At 62.8% G+C, this 17,391-nt stretch carries 15 protein-coding genes; all 15 read left to right on the forward strand.

Annotated elements, in window-relative coordinates; all coding sequences use genetic code 11:
* The first annotated feature begins 26 nt into the window (after positions 1-26).
* The 15 genes from HY737_08125 to HY737_08195 all read left to right on the forward strand — a co-directional run bounded on the left by HY737_08125 (position 27) and on the right by HY737_08195 (position 17,327).
* Positions 27-1,073: a saccharopine dehydrogenase-like oxidoreductase gene (locus tag HY737_08125; GenBank protein MBI4598348.1), complete on the forward strand. Its 1,047-nt coding sequence runs from the start codon at positions 27-29 to the stop codon at positions 1,071-1,073.
* Between the two features lie 62 nt (positions 1,074-1,135).
* Positions 1,136-2,299 (forward strand): 8-amino-7-oxononanoate synthase, encoded by a 1,164-nt coding sequence (locus HY737_08130; protein MBI4598349.1) that lies wholly within the window; start codon positions 1,136-1,138, stop codon positions 2,297-2,299.
* Positions 2,292-3,029: a dethiobiotin synthase gene (gene bioD / locus HY737_08135; protein ID MBI4598350.1), complete on the forward strand. Its 738-nt coding sequence runs from the start codon at positions 2,292-2,294 to the stop codon at positions 3,027-3,029. The genes HY737_08130 and bioD overlap by 8 nt, the downstream gene beginning before the upstream one ends.
* A gap of 13 nt (positions 3,030-3,042) precedes the next feature.
* On the forward strand, positions 3,043-3,936 hold the full coding sequence (locus HY737_08140) for a hypothetical protein (protein ID MBI4598351.1): 894 nt from the start codon (positions 3,043-3,045) through the stop codon (positions 3,934-3,936).
* Entirely contained in the window at positions 3,908-5,284 is a 1,377-nt protein-coding gene (aroA, locus tag HY737_08145) for a 3-phosphoshikimate 1-carboxyvinyltransferase (protein ID MBI4598352.1), read from the forward strand. The genes HY737_08140 and aroA overlap by 29 nt, the downstream gene beginning before the upstream one ends.
* A 61-nt stretch (positions 5,285-5,345) precedes the next feature.
* A complete protein-coding gene (locus tag HY737_08150; GenBank protein ID MBI4598353.1) occupies positions 5,346-6,431 on the forward strand; it encodes a rod shape-determining protein in 1,086 nt (361 codons plus the stop codon).
* 32 nt (positions 6,432-6,463) lie between these two features.
* Positions 6,464-7,249 (forward strand): rod shape-determining protein MreC, encoded by a 786-nt coding sequence (gene mreC, locus HY737_08155; GenBank protein ID MBI4598354.1) that lies wholly within the window; start codon positions 6,464-6,466, stop codon positions 7,247-7,249.
* A gap of 190 nt (positions 7,250-7,439) precedes the next feature.
* Positions 7,440-7,850 carry a hypothetical protein gene (locus tag HY737_08160; protein MBI4598355.1) on the forward strand — a complete coding sequence of 137 codons (411 nt, stop codon included), beginning with the start codon at positions 7,440-7,442 and terminating at the stop codon, positions 7,848-7,850.
* Positions 7,851-7,857: 7 nt separating this feature from the next.
* Complete coding sequence (mrdA, locus tag HY737_08165; GenBank protein ID MBI4598356.1) at positions 7,858-9,558, forward strand: penicillin-binding protein 2; 1,701 nt, start codon at positions 7,858-7,860, stop codon at positions 9,556-9,558.
* Positions 9,555-10,652, forward strand: a complete 1,098-nt coding sequence (rodA, locus tag HY737_08170; protein ID MBI4598357.1) for a rod shape-determining protein RodA — start codon at positions 9,555-9,557, stop codon at positions 10,650-10,652. The genes mrdA and rodA overlap by 4 nt, the downstream gene beginning before the upstream one ends.
* Before the next feature lie 104 nt (positions 10,653-10,756).
* Positions 10,757-11,005: a hypothetical protein gene (locus tag HY737_08175; GenBank protein MBI4598358.1), complete on the forward strand. Its 249-nt coding sequence runs from the start codon at positions 10,757-10,759 to the stop codon at positions 11,003-11,005.
* A gap of 12 nt (positions 11,006-11,017) precedes the next feature.
* A complete protein-coding gene (locus HY737_08180; GenBank protein ID MBI4598359.1) occupies positions 11,018-12,094 on the forward strand; it encodes a PilT/PilU family type 4a pilus ATPase in 1,077 nt (358 codons plus the stop codon).
* Between the two features lie 438 nt (positions 12,095-12,532).
* On the forward strand, positions 12,533-14,380 hold the full coding sequence (tadA, locus tag HY737_08185; GenBank protein ID MBI4598360.1) for a Flp pilus assembly complex ATPase component TadA: 1,848 nt from the start codon (positions 12,533-12,535) through the stop codon (positions 14,378-14,380).
* Positions 14,381-16,087 (forward strand): Flp pilus assembly complex ATPase component TadA, encoded by a 1,707-nt coding sequence (gene tadA, locus HY737_08190; protein MBI4598361.1) that lies wholly within the window; start codon positions 14,381-14,383, stop codon positions 16,085-16,087.
* 34 nt (positions 16,088-16,121) lie between these two features.
* The gene (locus HY737_08195; GenBank protein MBI4598362.1) at positions 16,122-17,327 is read left to right on the forward strand and encodes a type II secretion system F family protein; all 1,206 of its coding nucleotides are present in this window, start codon (positions 16,122-16,124) and stop codon (positions 17,325-17,327) included.
* The last annotated feature ends 64 nt before the right edge of the window (positions 17,328-17,391 follow it).

The raw sequence follows: 17,391 nt of genomic DNA on the forward strand, positions 1-17,391 counted from the left end.
GCGATATCAGATATCGAATGGAGAGCATGAGGATGGCCATACGAGTGGCGGTGCTGGGCGCGGGCGGATTAGGCAAGGCGGCGGCGCGGATTATTAGCATGAAGAACGAGCTCCGGCTCGTCGCCATGTGTGATAGCCGAGGCGTGGTCGTCAGCGAAGAGGGGCTTGATGGCGCGGCCATGGCCACCATCGCGGGCGATCTTGTGGAAGGCTACCAGGCGCTTCCGCAGCTCCGCCAGGAGCAGGAAGAAGGCGGCGGTGTTGCCGTGGCGTCCCGCGTCATAGCCGAGCATGACGATGATCCGCTGGGTGAGCTGATCAGCCGCGCCGCAGCGTTCGATGCCATGGTCGTGGCGCTGCCCAATTTGCCGAATGAGTTTATTCCCAATGTGATTGAGCGATTCGCCAGCACCGGCGCGTCCCTGGTGGTGGTGGACGTCTTGAAGCGGACCGGAGCGGTGCAGCAGATGTTTGCGCTTGATCCGCTCGTGCGTTCATCCGGCAGCGTGGTGATGACGGGCTGCGGGGCCACGCCAGGGATCTTGGCTGCGGCGGCGGTCTTAGCGGCCCAGTCGTTCATCGAGGTTGAGAAAATCGATATCTGGTGGGGTGTCGGCATAGCCAATTGGGACGCGCACAAGGCGACGATTCGCGAAGACATCGCGCATCTGCCGGGCTACAGTGTTGAGAAGGCGGCCGCAATGTCCGATGCGGACGTGGCAGCGCTGCTGGCGCAAACCCAGGGCGTGCTGACCCTGCGCCACATGGAGCACGCGGATGATCTGCTGCTGCAGCGCGTTGGCGTCATTGATCATCTCGAGCAGGTTGAGGTGGGGGGCGTGATGGATACGCAGCATCCCAAAAAGCCCGTGTCCACGACGATGACGCTCACCGGCATCACCTATGAGGGAAAACGCGCGTCCCATACATTCATCCTTGGCGATGAAACGACCATGGCGGCTAATGTCATCGGGCCGGCCCTCGGATACCTCAAGCGAGGCGTGTGGCTGAAGGACCGAGGCCTCTTCGGCGTCTTCGGCTGCACGGAGTTTCTTCCGATGGTCGTGCGGTAATTCCTTCAAGCACCAAGCACCACACCCTTCAGATGTTGACTGCTTCCTGTTACGAACAATTCGTGCATGATCGTTCCCTTACGCTACGGCAGCTTGATGATCAGGGGTTGCTGCGGCAGTTGGTGACGATTGAACAGGTGCAGGGGCCCCTGGTGCGCCTTCAGGGGCGCTGGGTCGTGAATTGGTGCTCCAATGATTATCTGGGGCTCTCCCGGCATCCAGCGCTCGTCCAGGCGGCGGCCGAGGCCGCCGCCGAGTGGGGGGTGGGGGCTGGAGGATCGCGGCTGCTGTCGGGGACGACGCGCTGGCATGCGGAGCTTGAAGCGCGTCTCGCCGCATGGTTCGGCGCCGAGGACGCCATCGTCTACCCCAGCGGCTATCACGCGAATCTCGGAACGCTGGAGACGATGCTCTCGCGCGATGATGCCGTTATCGTCGATCGGCTCGCGCATGCCAGCCTCATCGATGCCGCGCGCGCCACAAAGGCCGCTTTCCGCGTCTTTCACCACAACGATCCTCAGCATGCGCGGCAGGTCCTTGCGCGCAGCGCCTCGGCCAAGCGCCGCGTCATCGTGACGGAAGGCGTCTTCAGCATGGAGGGCGATTCACCACCGCTCGCGGATCTGCTGGAGGCGGCCGAGGCGCATGACGCCCTCCTCTATTGCGACGATGCCCATGGAGCGTTTGTCCTGGGCGAGCAGGGGCGCGGCACGCCCGAAGCGCAGCACGTGCCTCATGCGCGCCTCCTCTATATGGGAACCTTGGGCAAGGCGCTTGGCTGCCAGGGAGGATTTGTCGTGGGGCCGAAGACGGTGGCGGACTATGCACGCAATGCGGCGCGCACCTTCATCTATACGACAGCGCCAGCCGTGCCGGTCGTTGCGGCGGCCGCTGCAGCACTAGGCGTGCTGGGTCGGGAGCCTGAGCATCGGCGGCGCGTGCAACGCCAGGCGGCGCGGCTGCATGCAGGGCTTGCTGCGGCCGGCATCCCGGTCTCCGCGTCCGCAAGCCACGTCGTACCGATTCCGGTGGGTGCGACGACGCGCGCCGTGCAGCTTAGCACGGCGCTTTGGACGCGCGGCCACTGGGCGCGGGCCATTCGTCCTCCGACGGTGCCGGAGGGCGCCGCCCGGTTGCGGATTGGGGTCACCGCGCTCCATACCGATGAGCAGATTGACCAGCTCGTTGAAGCGTTAACACATGAGCTCACACGCTGCAATGGGTAGCCCGATTCAGATCCCTCGGGGGATCTTCATTACCGGCACAGACACCGGCGTCGGCAAGACCGTGGTGGCGTGCGCGCTGGCCGCGTGGTACCGTCGCCAGGGCATCGATGTCGGCGTGATGAAGCCCATCGCCACCGGGGGCCGGCGGATGAAGGAAGCGGGACGATGGCGATGGGTCTCGGATGATGCGATCGCCTTGCGGCGCGCGGCGGACGTCGAGGATCCGTGGCGGCTCGTGAATCCCATCTGTTTTCGCGATCCCATGGCGCCACAGGCAGCTGCGCGGCAGCAGGGCCAGACGATTCGCTTGGCGGTTGTCCGGAACGCCTTCCGGCACTTAAGCCGACGCCACGCCTTCGTCATTGTCGAAGGCATCGGGGGCGTGCTCGTGCCGCTGACCGCGCGGGCCACGGTGCTGGATCTGATGAAGCAATTACAGCTGCCGGCCATCGTGGTGGCGCGGCCAGGCCTTGGGACGCTCAACCATACGCTGCTAACACTTCGCGCGTTACGGCACTCCGGCGTGCCGTGCCAGGGCCTGATCATCAATCATGCCAAGCCCCCCTCGCGGCGAGGGCTCAATCGCCGCATCATGCGCAGCAACATTGATACCCTGCAGCGCTTCGCCCCCTTCCTCGGGGAGCTGCCGTGGGGATTGACACGAGTGAGGCGGTTATGCTACATTAAGCAAAATTTAGTCGCCCCACTGGAGCCACCACCAACGCACTGAAGGAGGAGACTGGATGCAGATCCTACGCGCGCAGCCCCGCCGGGCACAACAGGGCAAGATGCTCGTTCCATTGCTCAGCGTAGTGGCGATTTTGGCGATCGGGGTGGCGGCGGTGGCCATTGTCCTGAAGTTTGATGAGCAGAATAAACGGTTGGCGAAGGAACGGGAACTCGCCGCTGCGCAGTCGCAAGTCGCGGACCTCCGCCGGCAAATCAATGACGTGCAGCAGGCGAAGGCGAAGGTTGATCAGGAGCTGAGTCAAACGCGCCAAGATCTTGCGGCGTCTGATGATCAGCTCAAGCAGGCCGTCGCCAAGCAGACGGAGCTGGCCAAATCGCTTGAAAACCGCGACAAGGAAATCGGCCGCATCACGAAAGATCTTGAGCAGAGCCGCAACGAAGCCAAGACCGTCTCGGCCAAGCTGAATCAGCTGCAAACGGAGCGCGACGGGCTGCGGCAGCGCATTGCGGAACTGGAAAAAGCGAAGACCGATCTTCAGGCCAGTTCGGGTGAGGGCGGTGAACCCACCGTGGAGCTGGGCAAGGTGAAAGTCAACGGCGAAGCGCCGGTGGCGATGTCCATCGCGTCCGCGTCCGCACCGGTTGGCCGAACAATCGCCACACCGTCTGGGGTCGGAGCCTCCGCGTCCTCAAAGCCGTCTGCCGGCGCATCCTCCGCGTCGGATGGCCAGGTGGTCGTTGTCAATCGAGAGTATGATTTCATTGTGATGAATCTCGGGAAGAATCAAGGCTTAATCGTCGGCCAAGAATTCCAAGTGATGCGCAACCGCGAAGTCTTAGGCCGGGTCAAAGTCGAAAAAGTCTACGATGAGCTCTCCGCCGCCGCCATCCTTCCCAACTCGAAGAAGGACAGCATTCGTGAAGGAGATTCCGTCCGAGCCCTCTAAGCCCCTCTTGAACGCCACCGTCCGCTCCGCCGCCCCGCTTGCCGGCGCGCTCACGATGCCGCCGGATAAATCCATCGCCCATCGCGCCCTCCTCATCGCCGCACTCTGCCGCGGGACCACAGAGATCACCCCGTTGCCCTCAAGCGAGGACTGCGCGCGCACCCTGCAGCTTATCGAGGCGCTCGGTGTTCCGGTGCGGCGCAACGCCTCCTCCAGCGTGCAGATCGTCGGCCAAGGGCTAGCACGGCCGTTTCATACTCCCGACGCTGATCTGTGGTGCGGAGACTCAGGCACGACCCTGCGATTATTCGCCGGGGTGCTGGCCGGCCAGCCGTGGGCCGCTCGGCTGACGGCCGCTGCCTCGCTGATGAATAGGCCGATGCGCCGTGTCATCGAGCCCCTCACCGAGATGGGGGCGGTGATTCAGGGCGAGAGCCGCGGCCAGGAGGTGTATCCGCCCTTGGCGATTCGAGGCCGACGGCCGCTCGCGTCGATTCGCTACACCATGCCTGTGGCGAGCGCTCAGGTGAAATCGGCGATCGTGCTGGCCGGATTGTTCGCTGAGGGACCCACGACGGTCATCGAGCCAACACCGACTCGAGACCATACGGAGCGGATGGCGCGCGCATGCGGCGGCCGCGTGACGTTTGAGCCCGGCCGCGTGACGATCGAGTCCGGCCCTCTGACATCGCCGGGGCGCCTGATCGTGCCGGGCGATATCTCGAGCGCCGCCTTTTTGGCGGTCGCCGCCTCGTGCGTGTCCGGCTCGCGCCTGAGGCTCTGTCAGGTGAGCCTCAATCCCTCGCGCACGGCATGGATCTCTGTGCTGCAACGGATGGGTGCGGCCATCACCACGGCGGTTATCGAAGACGCTGGCGAGCCCTCAGGGGACGTGGCCGTTGAAGCCCGGCCATTGCGCGGAGCACAGATTTCGCCCTCCGAGGTGCCCGCGTTGATTGATGAGCTGCCGATTCTCATGGTGGCGGCGGCTTGCGCGGAAGGCTGCTCTCGCTTTTCCGGGATCGGTGAATTGCGGGTGAAGGAAACCGATCGGGTCGCGTCCATGATGGCTGGCTTGCGCCGGATGGGGATTCGTGTTGAATCACCGGCTCCGGACGTCATTGAGATCGAGGGGGGGCGGCTCACCGGTGCTGCCGTTGAGAGCGCAGCAGACCACCGCACGGCGATGAGTTTGGCCGTGGCCGGTTTGGCCGCTTCAGGGGTGACGACGATCCGCGGCGCTGAATGCGTGGCGAAGTCGTTTCCTGAGTTCTTTGAATATCTTCAACAAATCACGCCTCCGGAAACGGTGACCGTCGAATCCTCTGTAACGCCGAAGGATCGTTGACAAGGCTAAGGCGCTCTGCTAGGATAGGGCCACGTGACCACCCGGTGATCCCCGATAGTCGATGCTGAAACAACTGCTCAATCAGGTCGGCGCCTTTCTGAAGCGAACGTGGAATTTTCTTCTTGGCCTGTTCTCTCAAGACATCTCGATTGACCTCGGCACCGCCACCACCCTCGTCTATGTGAAAGGCCGCGGCATCGTGCTGTGCGAGCCCTCGGTCGTGGCGATTCAGCGCGGCTCCTCCAAAGTGCTGGCCGTCGGCGAGGAAGCCAAGCGGATGATCGGCCGCACCCCGGGCAACATTTCCGCGATCCGACCGATGAAGGACGGCGTCATTGCGGACTTTGAAGTCACGGAATCGATGCTGCGCTACTTCATCAAGAAAGCGCAGCCCCGCAAGCTCAACAAGCCGCTCGTCGTGATTGCGATCCCCTCCGGCATCACCGAAGTGGAGAAGCGCGCGGTGCGGGATTCTGCGCTGCGCGCAGGCGCGCGCGAGGTCTTCCTCGTGGAAGAGCCGAAGGCCGCCGCGATCGGCGTGGGGCTGCCGATTCATGAGCCGGGGGGCAACATGATCATCGATATCGGCGGGGGGACCACCGAAATGGCGGTGATATCGCTCGATGGCATCGTGGTGTCCCGCTCGATTCGGATCGCCGGCGATGAAATGGATCAAGCCATCGTCGAGCACATGCGCAAGACCTACAACCTCATGATCGGGGAGCGCACCGCGGAAGAAATCAAGATCCGCATTGGATCAGCCTATCCGCTGGATGCGGAGATGACGATGGATGTGCGGGGGCGCGATCTGGTAGCCGGCCTGCCGAAAACCGTGACGATCACATCAGAAGAGGTGCGCGAGGCGCTCGCCGAGCCGGTGCGTTCCATCATGGAGGCGTCCCGCCTGACCCTGGAAAAAACCCCGCCGGAGCTCTCCGCCGACTTGATCGATCGAGGGATCGTGCTCGCCGGCGGCAGCTCTCAGCTGCGAGGGCTCGATAAGATGTTGGCCGAAGAGACCGGGCTTCCCGTGCATATTGCGGAGAACCCGACGACCGCGGTGGCTCTCGGCGTCGGGAAGGGGCTTGAGAATATCCGGTATCTGCGGAATCGGATCGCCGTCAACAGCCGTCCTGCCGAGTTCTAAACGCGAATTGCCGCTAGTCTGATCGTTGGTCGATGCGCCTCCCTGCGCGCGCGGGCGTGATTGTCGGTAGTGTGCTGCTGCTCTCCGCCACGGCTTCCGCGCTCCATCAACCTCTCCGGATCCATCACACGGCCCAGCACGTCGCCCTCGCCATCCTGCGTTTTCCGTTCACCGTCGTCAGCGCCGCGGTGTCCACCGCGCGCCTCTTGCCCAGGCTGCCATCGCTCGCCCAGGAAAACGCCGCACTCCGAGCGCAGCTGGCACAGCAGCAGAGCGAGCTGGCTGATTGGCAGCAGCGGCAGCAGCACGCGAAACGCCTCAGCGCGCTGGCGGCCGCCTCCGCCGCCACAGGCGTTGTCGCTGACGTGATCGGCCGATCGACCATCCCCACGCAGCAGATCATTCTGCTCAATCGGGGGCGAGCCGACGGCGTCTCGCCTGATCATGTCGTGGTGGATGCGGCGGGCGTGGTGGGGCGCGTGAGGGAGCTCACGTCCGCCACCGCGCTCGTGACGCTGCTGACGGATCCGGAGAGCCGCATCGCAGCGCTCGTAGAGCGATCCCGCGAAGCCGCGCTGCTGGTGGGCCGCGGCCGCGGCCGGTGTGAATTGTTGTATCTTGACGCGGAAGCGGAGATTCAGGTGGGTGATCGAGTCATCACGGCGGGGCTCGGCGGGGCGTTTCCCAAAGGCCTGCGGCTCGGCGAGGTCACCCGGGTGACGAAGCATCCGGCGGCTGGCACGACCTCAGCATGGGTCGCGCCGTCTGCGCGCGTCGGACAACTTGAAGAAGTCCTATGTTTGCCTCCGCAACAATGACCCCCATGACCAATGACCAAATTCCAATAACCAAACAAGCTCCAATGACCGAATTACCAATGACCAAACGAGCAACATGGTTTGGTCATTCGGTCATTGGGAAATTGGTCATTGTTCGGTCATTGGTGCTTGGTGATTGGTCATTAGTGAGGCATGGGATTACAGAATGCGGCTCGTGATTGTTTGCTGGATGGCCCAACTACTGCTCGTACAGGTGTTGCCGTCGCCCTGGTGGGTGCCGGATCTTCTGGTGGTAGCGCTAGTCGTGGCGATGAGCGCGCAGCCCAATCGGTGGGTGGCGCTCTCCGCGGCGGCCGGGCTCTGTCAGAGCGTGTGGGCGGTGCGGTTTCCCTGGCACATCGTGATGAGCTACGTGGGGGTCGGGTGGCTGGCCATGCTGGCGCACGCCCGCTGGAACGCCGCGGATTGGCGCGTGCAAGCGCTGGCCGTGGGTGCCGGTGTGGCGATGGTCACCGCCGTGGGGTTGGGGCTTGACGCGCTGTGGTCGCTGGATGCCATCGGGCTCGCCGGCGTTCGGGTAGGGCTGACGGTGCTGAGCTTTTTTCTTCTGCGCCGTATCGCCGATTCTTCCCTTGGATAATCCGCTCATGGAGCAGCGCCTTGGGTTTCTGCACTCCCTGGTCGTCGTGGCCTGCGGCCTTCTTGCGCTGCGGCTCGCGGATTTGCAGGTGATCCGCGGCCGCCATTACCGGCAATTGGCCGATCAGAACTGCCTGAGGCTGGTACCCGAATCCGCGCCCCGCGGGTTGATCGTCGACCGCCATGCGCGCATCCTTGCCGCCAATCAGACCGTGTTTCACATCGCGGTGATTCCCCAGGAAGCGACGGATCTTCCCGCCCTGTTCTCGCGCGTGGCCGCGGTGACCGGACGCTCACGCGAGACGCTGCAGCGAGCCTTCACGCGGGAGCGCAGTCTGGCGTTTCTTCCGGCGACCATCGTCACGCGCGTCGCCAAAGAGGCCGCGCTTCGATTGGAAGAGGAGCAATGGAAGTGGCCGGGGCTGCTGGTCAGGGCGGAATCGGTTCGGCATTACCCGCTTGGGATGAGCGCAGCCCCCCTCCTCGGCTATCTGAACCAGCCCACGGCCGAAGAGATGCCGCTCTTGAAGCAGTACGGGGTTAGACCTCAGGAGCTCATCGGCCGGCAAGGGCTGGAGCAGGCGTTGGATCATGCGCTGCGCGGCCGGCCGGGCGGCCGGCTGGTGGAGGTGAATCATCGGGCCCGATCGGTGCGCGATATCGGCCGGCGGGAGCCTCAGCCGGGTGCCACCGTGGTCTTGAGCCTTGATGCGCCGCTGCAATCGCTGATCGAAACGTCATTCGGAACGCAGCCTGGAGCCGCGGTGGTGCTAGATCCCGAGAACGGGGCGGTGCTGGCCATGGTCAGCATGCCGTCATTTGCTCCGGAAGCGTTTGCGGCGTCTGAACAGACGCTGGTCAATCAGTACCAGACTGATCCTCAATCGCCGCTCATGAACCGCGCAACACTCGGCGTCTACCAGCCGGGATCCACGGTGAAGCTCATCACGGGGAGCGCGGCCCTTGAGCAGCATGTCGCCACACCATCAGCTTCGGTGGCTTGTCCAGGCTTTATGAACATCGGCAAGAGCACCATTCATTGCTGGAATCGCGACGGCCACGGCCCGATGAATCTTCGCGAGGCGCTCATGCAGTCGTGCAATGTGTATTTCATACACATGGGCAGAAACGTCGGCCTCTCCTCGCTGCGCTCGGCCATGGAGCAGATCGGATTGTCGCGGCGAACCGGCTGGCCCCTCGATGAGCAAGCCGGACATCTTCCAACTCGGCGATTGACCGAAGGCGAAGTGGCACAGCTCTCCATCGGGCAGGGGCCGATTCTTGTCACACCGCTGCAGGCCGCCGTGATGGCCTCGGCGTTCGCGACCAAGGGGGGAATGGTCGAGCCGTGGGTGGTCAAGACCATTGCCAATCGACCGGTGCCGCATCGAGGCGTCGTCCGCCGTCTGCCCTGGTCCGCCGCGACCTTTGAGGCCATCCGCGAGGGCATGCGGCTTGTGGTGGCCGATGCGCAAGGCACCGGGCACCGGGCGTTCAGCCCGAAGGTCAGCATTGCGGGGAAGACCGGGACGGCGCAGACGCATGTGCCGGGGCGCGCTCATGGGTGGTTCGTCGGCTTTTGCCCGATCGAGCAGCCGCGCGCGGCATTCGCGATCGTGACGGAGCACGGAGGCTCCGGCAGCGAGTTGCCGTCGGACATCGCCCGCGCGGTGTGCGAATACGTCGCCGTGATGGACGAACGCAGATGACCGCAGATCTGATCCGCGGAACTCCGCGGATGCATACGTTAGGGATTGGGGATCGGTGGCTGCTGGCCGCGGCCTTAGGGCTGGTCGCCGCCGGCGGCGTGGCGATGGCGAGTGCTTCCTCAACCGTGAATCCCGTACTCGCCTCCCGGCACGCCATGTGGGTGGCCATCGGGATGAGCGCCTCGCTGCTCATCGGGAAGGCGTCGTATCAACGCTGGCTGGATCTCGGATGGGTGGTCTATGGCGCGAGTATCGCCGCCTTGCTGGTGGTGCTGGTGGCAGGGGCGGTGCGGCTTGGAGCGGCGCGCTGGTTGTCGGTGTTCGGGTTCAGCCTCCAGCCCTCCGAGTTTGCGAAGATCTCGACGATCTGGGTCCTCGCGCGCTACCTCTCCGGCGAGCCTGCCCCGCTGGCCCCTCGCGCCGTGCTGGCGTCGCTGGCGATCGCCGGATGTCCCGCCCTTCTCGTGTTCCTCCAGCCGGATTTCGGCTCAGCCACCATCTTTGCGGTGGTGTGGATCGGGATGCTTTGGGCCGCCGGGGTCTCCCGCCGCATGATGACCCTGCTGGCGGCCGGATCGGCGGCATGCCTGCCCATCGGCTGGCATCTGCTGAAGGACTATCAACGCGACCGGCTGATGGCGTTTCTTAACCCCGAAGCCGATCCCCTTGGGGCGGGGTACACGCTGATCCAGTCGACAATCGCCATCGGGGCCGGGCAATGGTTCGGCCGCGGATGGTTCGCCGGCACGCAAAACCAGCTCAGCTTCCTGCCCGAGCGCCATTCCGACTTTATCTTTTCCGTCATCGGGGAGGAATGGGGTTTGGTGGGCTGCCTGACGGTGGTGGCACTCTTTTGGCTGCTGGTGGCACGGATGCTTCGGATCGCCCGCTGGACGCCGGAGCCCCAGGGCCGACTGATGGTCGCTGGGGTGGTCTGCTGGATCGCCTATCAAGCGGTGGTGAATATGGGGATGGTGATGGGGCTCCTGCCGGTGGTGGGGGTGCCGCTGCCGTTCATCAGCTATGGCGGCTCCTCGATGGTGAGCCTGTGGATCGCGCTGGGCGCCGTGCAGAGCGTGGCGAAAGGTGCATAAGATGCCAATGCCACCAGGTGCAAAAGGCACTTCTTCCCAAATCGATTTGATGTGTTCGCATCGGATGTGGTATGTTCTTCTCTGGAGCCACAACGACAACATCCATGCGACACGACCGCGCTGCCACATACGCCCATCGCGTCATTGCCTCGCTGAATCGTGAGCAGGTGGATTTTCTCGATAAGCTCGGGAAAGACGCGCAATTTTCTTCCGGGTTAAAACTCTCGCGCACCCAGATTCTCGCCGCGATGGTCAACGCCATGAAGCGGCTGCACTTAACCGGCGAAGGCATTACGAACGCCGAGCAGTTCGAGCAGCGGATTGTCGATGCCATGATGCACCACTGGAAATAAGGAGACGAAAGGATGGCCGTATCGGCGAAACCGACGATGGAAAGTTTGCTGCGGTTCGTGGTGGAGCAGGGGGCCACGGATCTGCACCTCTCCGCGAATCTCCCGCCGCATCTGCGGCTCGATGACCGGCTGGTCCCCATGGATTATTCGCCCCTGACGGGCGATGACGTGCGGGAGCTGGCCTACAGCCTGCTCTCGCCGGATAAGATCGAGCGCTTCGAGCGATGGAAGGAGCTCGATTTTGCGTTTTCCATCGAGGGACTGGCCCGGTTCCGCGCCAACTACTTCATTCAGCAAGGCTATGTCGGGGTGGCCATCCGCATGCTGCCGTTTCGCATCATGACGTTTTCGGAGCTGGGACTGCCGGTCAAGGTCTTGACCGATTTCGTGACGAAGCCGAAGGGGCTGATTCTGATCACGGGGGCGACCGGCTCCGGCAAGACCACGACCCTGGCCGCCATGGTCGACTACCTCAATACCAACAACGACTACCACATCGTGACGATCGAAGACCCGATCGAGTACACCCATATGAGCAAGCGATCCATCATCGACCAGCGCGAGGTGGGCAACGATACCCAGTCCTTCGCCCAGGGGCTCAAGCACGTGCTGCGCCAAGATCCCGACATCATTCTCATCGGTGAAATGCGCGATCTGGAAACGATTGAAACGGCCTTGATTGTCGCTGAAACCGGGCACTTGGTGCTGGCCACGCTGCACACCTCCGACGCGGTGCAGACGGTCAACCGTATCGTCGACGTCTTCCCGGCGCATCAGCAAAACCAGGTGCGTGTCCAGCTCTCCTTGGAGCTCTTGGGCGTCATCTCCCAGCAGCTGATTCCAAAAGCCAGCGGGCGGGGGCGGGTGCTGGCCGGCGAAGTCCTTGTCGTGAATCATGCGGTGCGGTCGTTGATCCGCGAGCAGAAAATCCACCAGATCTATTCGGTGATTCAGACCGGCCAGAAGGAAGGCATGCGCACGATGAACCAATCGCTCTACGAGCTGTACATGAACCGGGTGATCAGCTTGGATGACGCGATGGGACGCTCCACGGATCCCGACGATCTCATGCGGCTCGTGAACCGATAAGGTTGAGATTCTCATGGCGAAGCGGGTGATCACGAAACGGATCGGCGAAGTCCTGGTCGAGCGGGGGCTGATTAACCGCAAGGACCTCGAGAAGGCGCTCGCCCACCAGAAAGAGCACGGCGGGCTGATGGGCCAAGTGCTCATCCAGCTGGGATTCGTGACCGAGGATGAAGTGGCTTTGGCGCTGACCGCGCAATACGGGTTTCCCTATCTGCCGCTGGCGAACTACGAAATCGACTCGGAGCTGACCGCCCTCGTCCCCGAGCAGATCGCCAGGCAATATTGCCTCATCCCGATCGACCGCATCGGCAACGCCTTGACGCTGGCGATGGCCGATCCGTCCAATCTTCAAGCCATCGAAGAAATCGAGCTGCTGACGAAATGCGTCGTGCAGACGTTTGTGAGCACTCCCTCGGAGATCGGCAAGGCCATCGAGAAATGCTACCGCCCCGCGACTCGGCCGGCGGCGGCCAAGGCTCCGTCGGCAGCGGCCAAAGCTCCGCCAGCGCCGGCCCCATCAGCGCCCGCGGCTCCATCAACGTCTCCGCCGAGCGAACCGAAACGATGACCACGACGAGCCTGAAGGAACGCGTCATCAACGTCTTGCTCGCGCGGCAGCTCGTCAAGCAAGAGCAGCTCGATGAAGCCTTCGCCCACCAGCGGGACCACGGCGGCAGCCTGCAGAAAATCTTGGTGGAGCGCGGCTTGGTCAACGAGGGCGACTTTATCGCCGCGGTCAGCCAAGGGTTAGGGATCCCCCCCATCAGCCTCGCTCGGCTGAAGCTTGACCCGATGCTTCGGGGCCTCATTTCCCGCGAGATGGCGGTCCAATACCAGCTCGTGCCGGTCTCCTGCATCGGGCAGACCTTGACCATCGCCATGGCCGATCCGCTCAACATTTTCGCCCTGGACACCATCTCAACGCTCACCGGGCTGTCCATTAATCCGCTGCTCACCAACGCCAAGGAAATTCAGGATGCGATCGACCAGTACTACGGTGTTGGGGTGGAGGAAACGCTTCGCGACATGGTCCAAAAGGCGGAGAGCACCGCGGAAACCGCGCGGTCCGCCGATGACGCGGATCCGGAGCGGCTGCTGCGCCAAACGCAGGATGCCCCGGTCGTGACGTTCACCAACGCCATCATCACGAAAGCCGTCCGCATGCACGCCTCGGATCTGTTGATCGAGCCGCGCGAGTCGACGGTGCGCGTCCGCTACCGGGTCGATGGCGTCCTGCAAGATGGGGAGGCTCCCCCGAAGAATCTGCACGCGGCGATCGTCTCGCGCATCAAGGTGATGTCCGAGCTGAACATCGCGGAGCGCCGGCTGCCGCAGGACGGGCACTTTAATTTCCGGGTCGATGAGCGCCTCATCGATTTCCGCGTCTCGATTCTCCCCACCAACTTCGGCGGCAACGTGTGCTTGAGGATCCTGGACAAAGGGGAAGTCAAGCTCAACATCGACACGCTGGGTTTTTCCGCGCGGGATCTTGAGCGGCTCAAAGAGTGCGCGCAGCATCCGCACGGGCTGCTGCTCTCCACCGGGCCGACCGGCTCCGGAAAAACCACGACCCTCTACTCCTTGCTCAAAATGATCGACTCGCCGAGCCGGAATCTGGTGACGGTCGAGGATCCGGTTGAATTCGAGCTGGATGGCGTCAACCAGGTCAACGTGAAAACCGACATCGGGCTCACCTTCGCCAGAGCTCTTCGGTCGATTCTGCGGCAGGATCCGGATGTGATCATGATCGGCGAGATCCGCGACGCCGAGGCGGCGGACATGGCGATCAAATCCGCGCTCACCGGGCATCTCGTGCTGAGCACGCTGCATACCAACAGCGCTGCCGGCTCGGTGGTGCGCCTGACCAACATGGGCATGGAGCCGTTTCTCATCAATTCCTGTTTGATGGTGGTCGTGGGGCAGCGCCTGGTGCGGCGGGTGTGCCAGAAATGCGCCCAGACCTACCAGCCGCCCAAGGGCCTGGCGGCGCGGCTGGGGTTGGTGGACGAGCAAGGCGAGCCGCTGTCCTTGGCGCGAGGCAAGGGGTGCAAGGCCTGTTTCGATTCGGGCTACGCGGGCCGCGAGGTGATCGCGGAAACGATGGTCATGAGCCCGGAGATCCGCGCCTTAGTCATGAAACGAGCGCCGGAACGGGAAATCGAAACGGTGGCGCGCAGCCAGGGCATGAACACGCTGCGCGAGCAGGGCCTGGCGAAGGTGGTGGCGCACCTGACGACGTTGGATGAAATTTTCCGGACAACCCTCGGCGAGGTGGTCGGAGATTAAATGATTAGTTTCAAGCAGCGCATCACCGAGATTCTCATCGAGCAGAAGCTGGCCACGCCGGAGCAGATTGAATCGATTGTGAATGATGCCGTGCAGACCAAAAAGAGCTTTGCGCGCCTGCTGATCGATCGTGGTGTGGTCAATGAATCAAAGCTCACCGAGCTGCTCTCCAAAGAGCTCGGCCTGCCCATGATTTCCCTCGCGAAATACCGCATCGATCCGAACGTGGCCAAGAGCATCCCTGAGCGGATGGCGCGCCAGTATCGCCTGATCGCGCTGTCGAAATTCGGCAATCGGATGGTCGTCGCCATGGCCGACCCCATGAATATTTTTGCGATCGATGACCTCAAGGTCCTGACCCAGGTGGCCATCGATCCGGTCCTCTCGCCGGAGACCGACATCCTCCGAGCCATCGAGCAAATCTACGCCAGCCCCACCTCGCTCTCCGAGACGCCCGAGGGGGAGACGCAGGATGTGGCGGTGACGAAGGACGACAACATTGACACCGCGGTCGCCCTCCTCCTGAATGAAGCGGGGGCGGTGGATGAGGCGCCCGTGGTGAAAGTCATCAACCTGATGGTGATGGAAGCCATGCGCCGGCATGCCTCCGATATCCATCTGGAGCCGATGAAGAATCTGCTGCGCGTCCGCTATCGCATTGACGGGCATCTGATGGAGATCCACCGGCTGCCCCGCGCGGTCCAAAGCCCGATCCTCACGCGGCTGAAAATCATGTCAGGGTTGGACATCACGGAGTGGCGGCTGCCGCAAGACGGCCGGTTCAAGGTCCGCGTGGATGACAAAGAGGTGGATTTCCGCGTCTCCGTGCTGCCGATCACCAACGGCGGGAAAGTGGTGCTGCGGCTGCTGGATAAGGCGAACCTCTCCATGGGGCTGGACTATCTCGGATTCACGCCCGCATCGATTGAGCAATTCAAGATGGCGATCAAGCGGCCCTACGGGATGATCCTGGTGACCGGGCCGACCGGCTCGGGGAAATCCACCACGCTCTATTCGGTGCTGAACGTCTTGGCCAGCAAGACGAAGAACCTCATCACGATTGAGGATCCGGTCGAATATCAAATTGAGGGCGTGACCCAGATGCAGGTCAACACAGACATCGGCCTGACCTTCGCCGGCGGCTTGCGGACCATCCTGCGGCAAAGCCCTGATGTGGTGATGATCGGAGAAATCCGCGACTTTGAGACCGCGGATATCGCCATGAAAGCCAGCCTCACCGGCCAGCTCGTGCTCTCGACCCTGCACACCAACGACGCGCCCTCGGCCGTGACGCGCCTCATCGACATGGGCGTCGAGCCGTTTCTGGTGGCCTCCAGTGTGAGCCTCATTCAAGCGCAGCGGCTCGTGCGGAAGCTGTGCACCAAGTGCCGCGAGCGGGTGGATCCGCCGGCCGAGCTGCTGGAGCGGCTGAAAATTGCGCCGTCACCGGAGGCGACATTTTACCGGGCGAAAGGCTGCCGGTTGTGCCGCGATACCGGCTACCGGGGGCGGATGGGCATCGTGGAGGTCTTCCCGGTGGATGAGCGGGTGCGGGAGCTGATCGTCGCCCGCGCGCAATCGTGGCAAATCAAAGAGCATGCCGTGAAAGAGCTGAAGATGGTTCCGTTGCGGCAGGACGGGTTTCACAAAGCGGAGCAGGGCCTCACGACCTTGGAAGAGGTCGTGGCCGTCACGACCGAGGAATAATCACTGTAATCATCTACGGAGCGAAGCGACGAACATGGCGACGTTTGCGTATGTCGTGAAAGACAAAGCCGGCAAGACACATAACGGGACCTCAGACGCCAAGTCCCGCGCCGCCCTCATCGAGCAGCTCTGGAAGCGCGAATTCGTCATTCTCTCCATCCGCGAGCGCTCCAGCGGCGGCTCCTTGGTCAAGGCCGGCTCCGGCAAGGTCGGCACGGATCAAATTGTGGTGTTTTCGCGCCAGCTCGCCACGATGGTGGACAGCGGCATTCCGATTTCGCAAGCCTTGGATGTGCTCGCCGACCAGATGGACAATCGCGTCTTCGGGCAAACACTGAAGAAAATCCAGGATGACATCGAGGCCGGGGCGAGCCTTTCCGAGGCCATCGGACGGCACCCGAAGATTTTCTCCGACTTTTTCGTCAATATGGTGCGGGCAGGCGAGTCCTCAGGGCGGCTCGATGAAATCCTTGACCGGGTCGCCAGCTACGTCGAGAAAGTCAGCGCGCTCCAGAAGAAAGTCTCCAGCAGCCTCTTTTACCCGGCCTTCGTCACCATCCTGGCATTCGGTATTACCACGTTCCTCCTCATCTACATCGTGCCGAAGTTTCGCGATATCTTCGTTTCCCTGGGAGGCAAGCTGCCCTTGCCGACCATGCTCCTCTTAGGGCTCAGCGAGTTTATGGCGCGCTACGTGATTTATGAAGCGATCCTCCTCGTGATGGCGGTTATCGGCTTGAAGGTTTGGCTGGGCACCCCGGCGGGCCGGTGGTGGTTCGACCGCACGATCTTGAAAGTCCCGATCATCGGCAAGCTCATGCAGAAAGTGGTGATTGCCCGGTTTTCCCGCACCTTAGCGACCTTGATCAAATCCGGCGTGCCCATCCTTGGGTCGCTGGAAATCGTCGCCAAGACCTCCGGCAACAAAGTCGTTGAGCAGGCCGTGATGACCGCCCGCTCCAGCATCAAGGAGGGGGAAAATATCGCCGATCCGCTGGGGCAGAGCAAAGTCTTTCCGCCGATGGTCACCCGCATGATCGCCGTCGGCGAGAAGACCGGCGAGCTGGAGAAGATGCTGGTCAAAATCGCCGACTTTTATGAGAGCGAAGTCGACGCGGCCATCACCGGGCTCACCAGCCTGATTGAGCCTGCGGTGATCTCATTTTTGGGCCTCGTGATCGGCGGCATCGTCGTCGCCCTCTTCATGCCCATCTTCCAAATCTCCACTCTTATCCATTAGCGCAGCTCGCCGCAGCGGCACACCACGCCTGCCGATCGCCGCGGATCGATGTGCGATCTGCGCT

It is taken from the genome of Candidatus Omnitrophota bacterium (genome assembly GCA_016209275.1).
Classification (GTDB): domain Bacteria; phylum Omnitrophota; class Gorgyraeia; order Aquiviventales; family Aquiviventaceae; genus JACQWM01.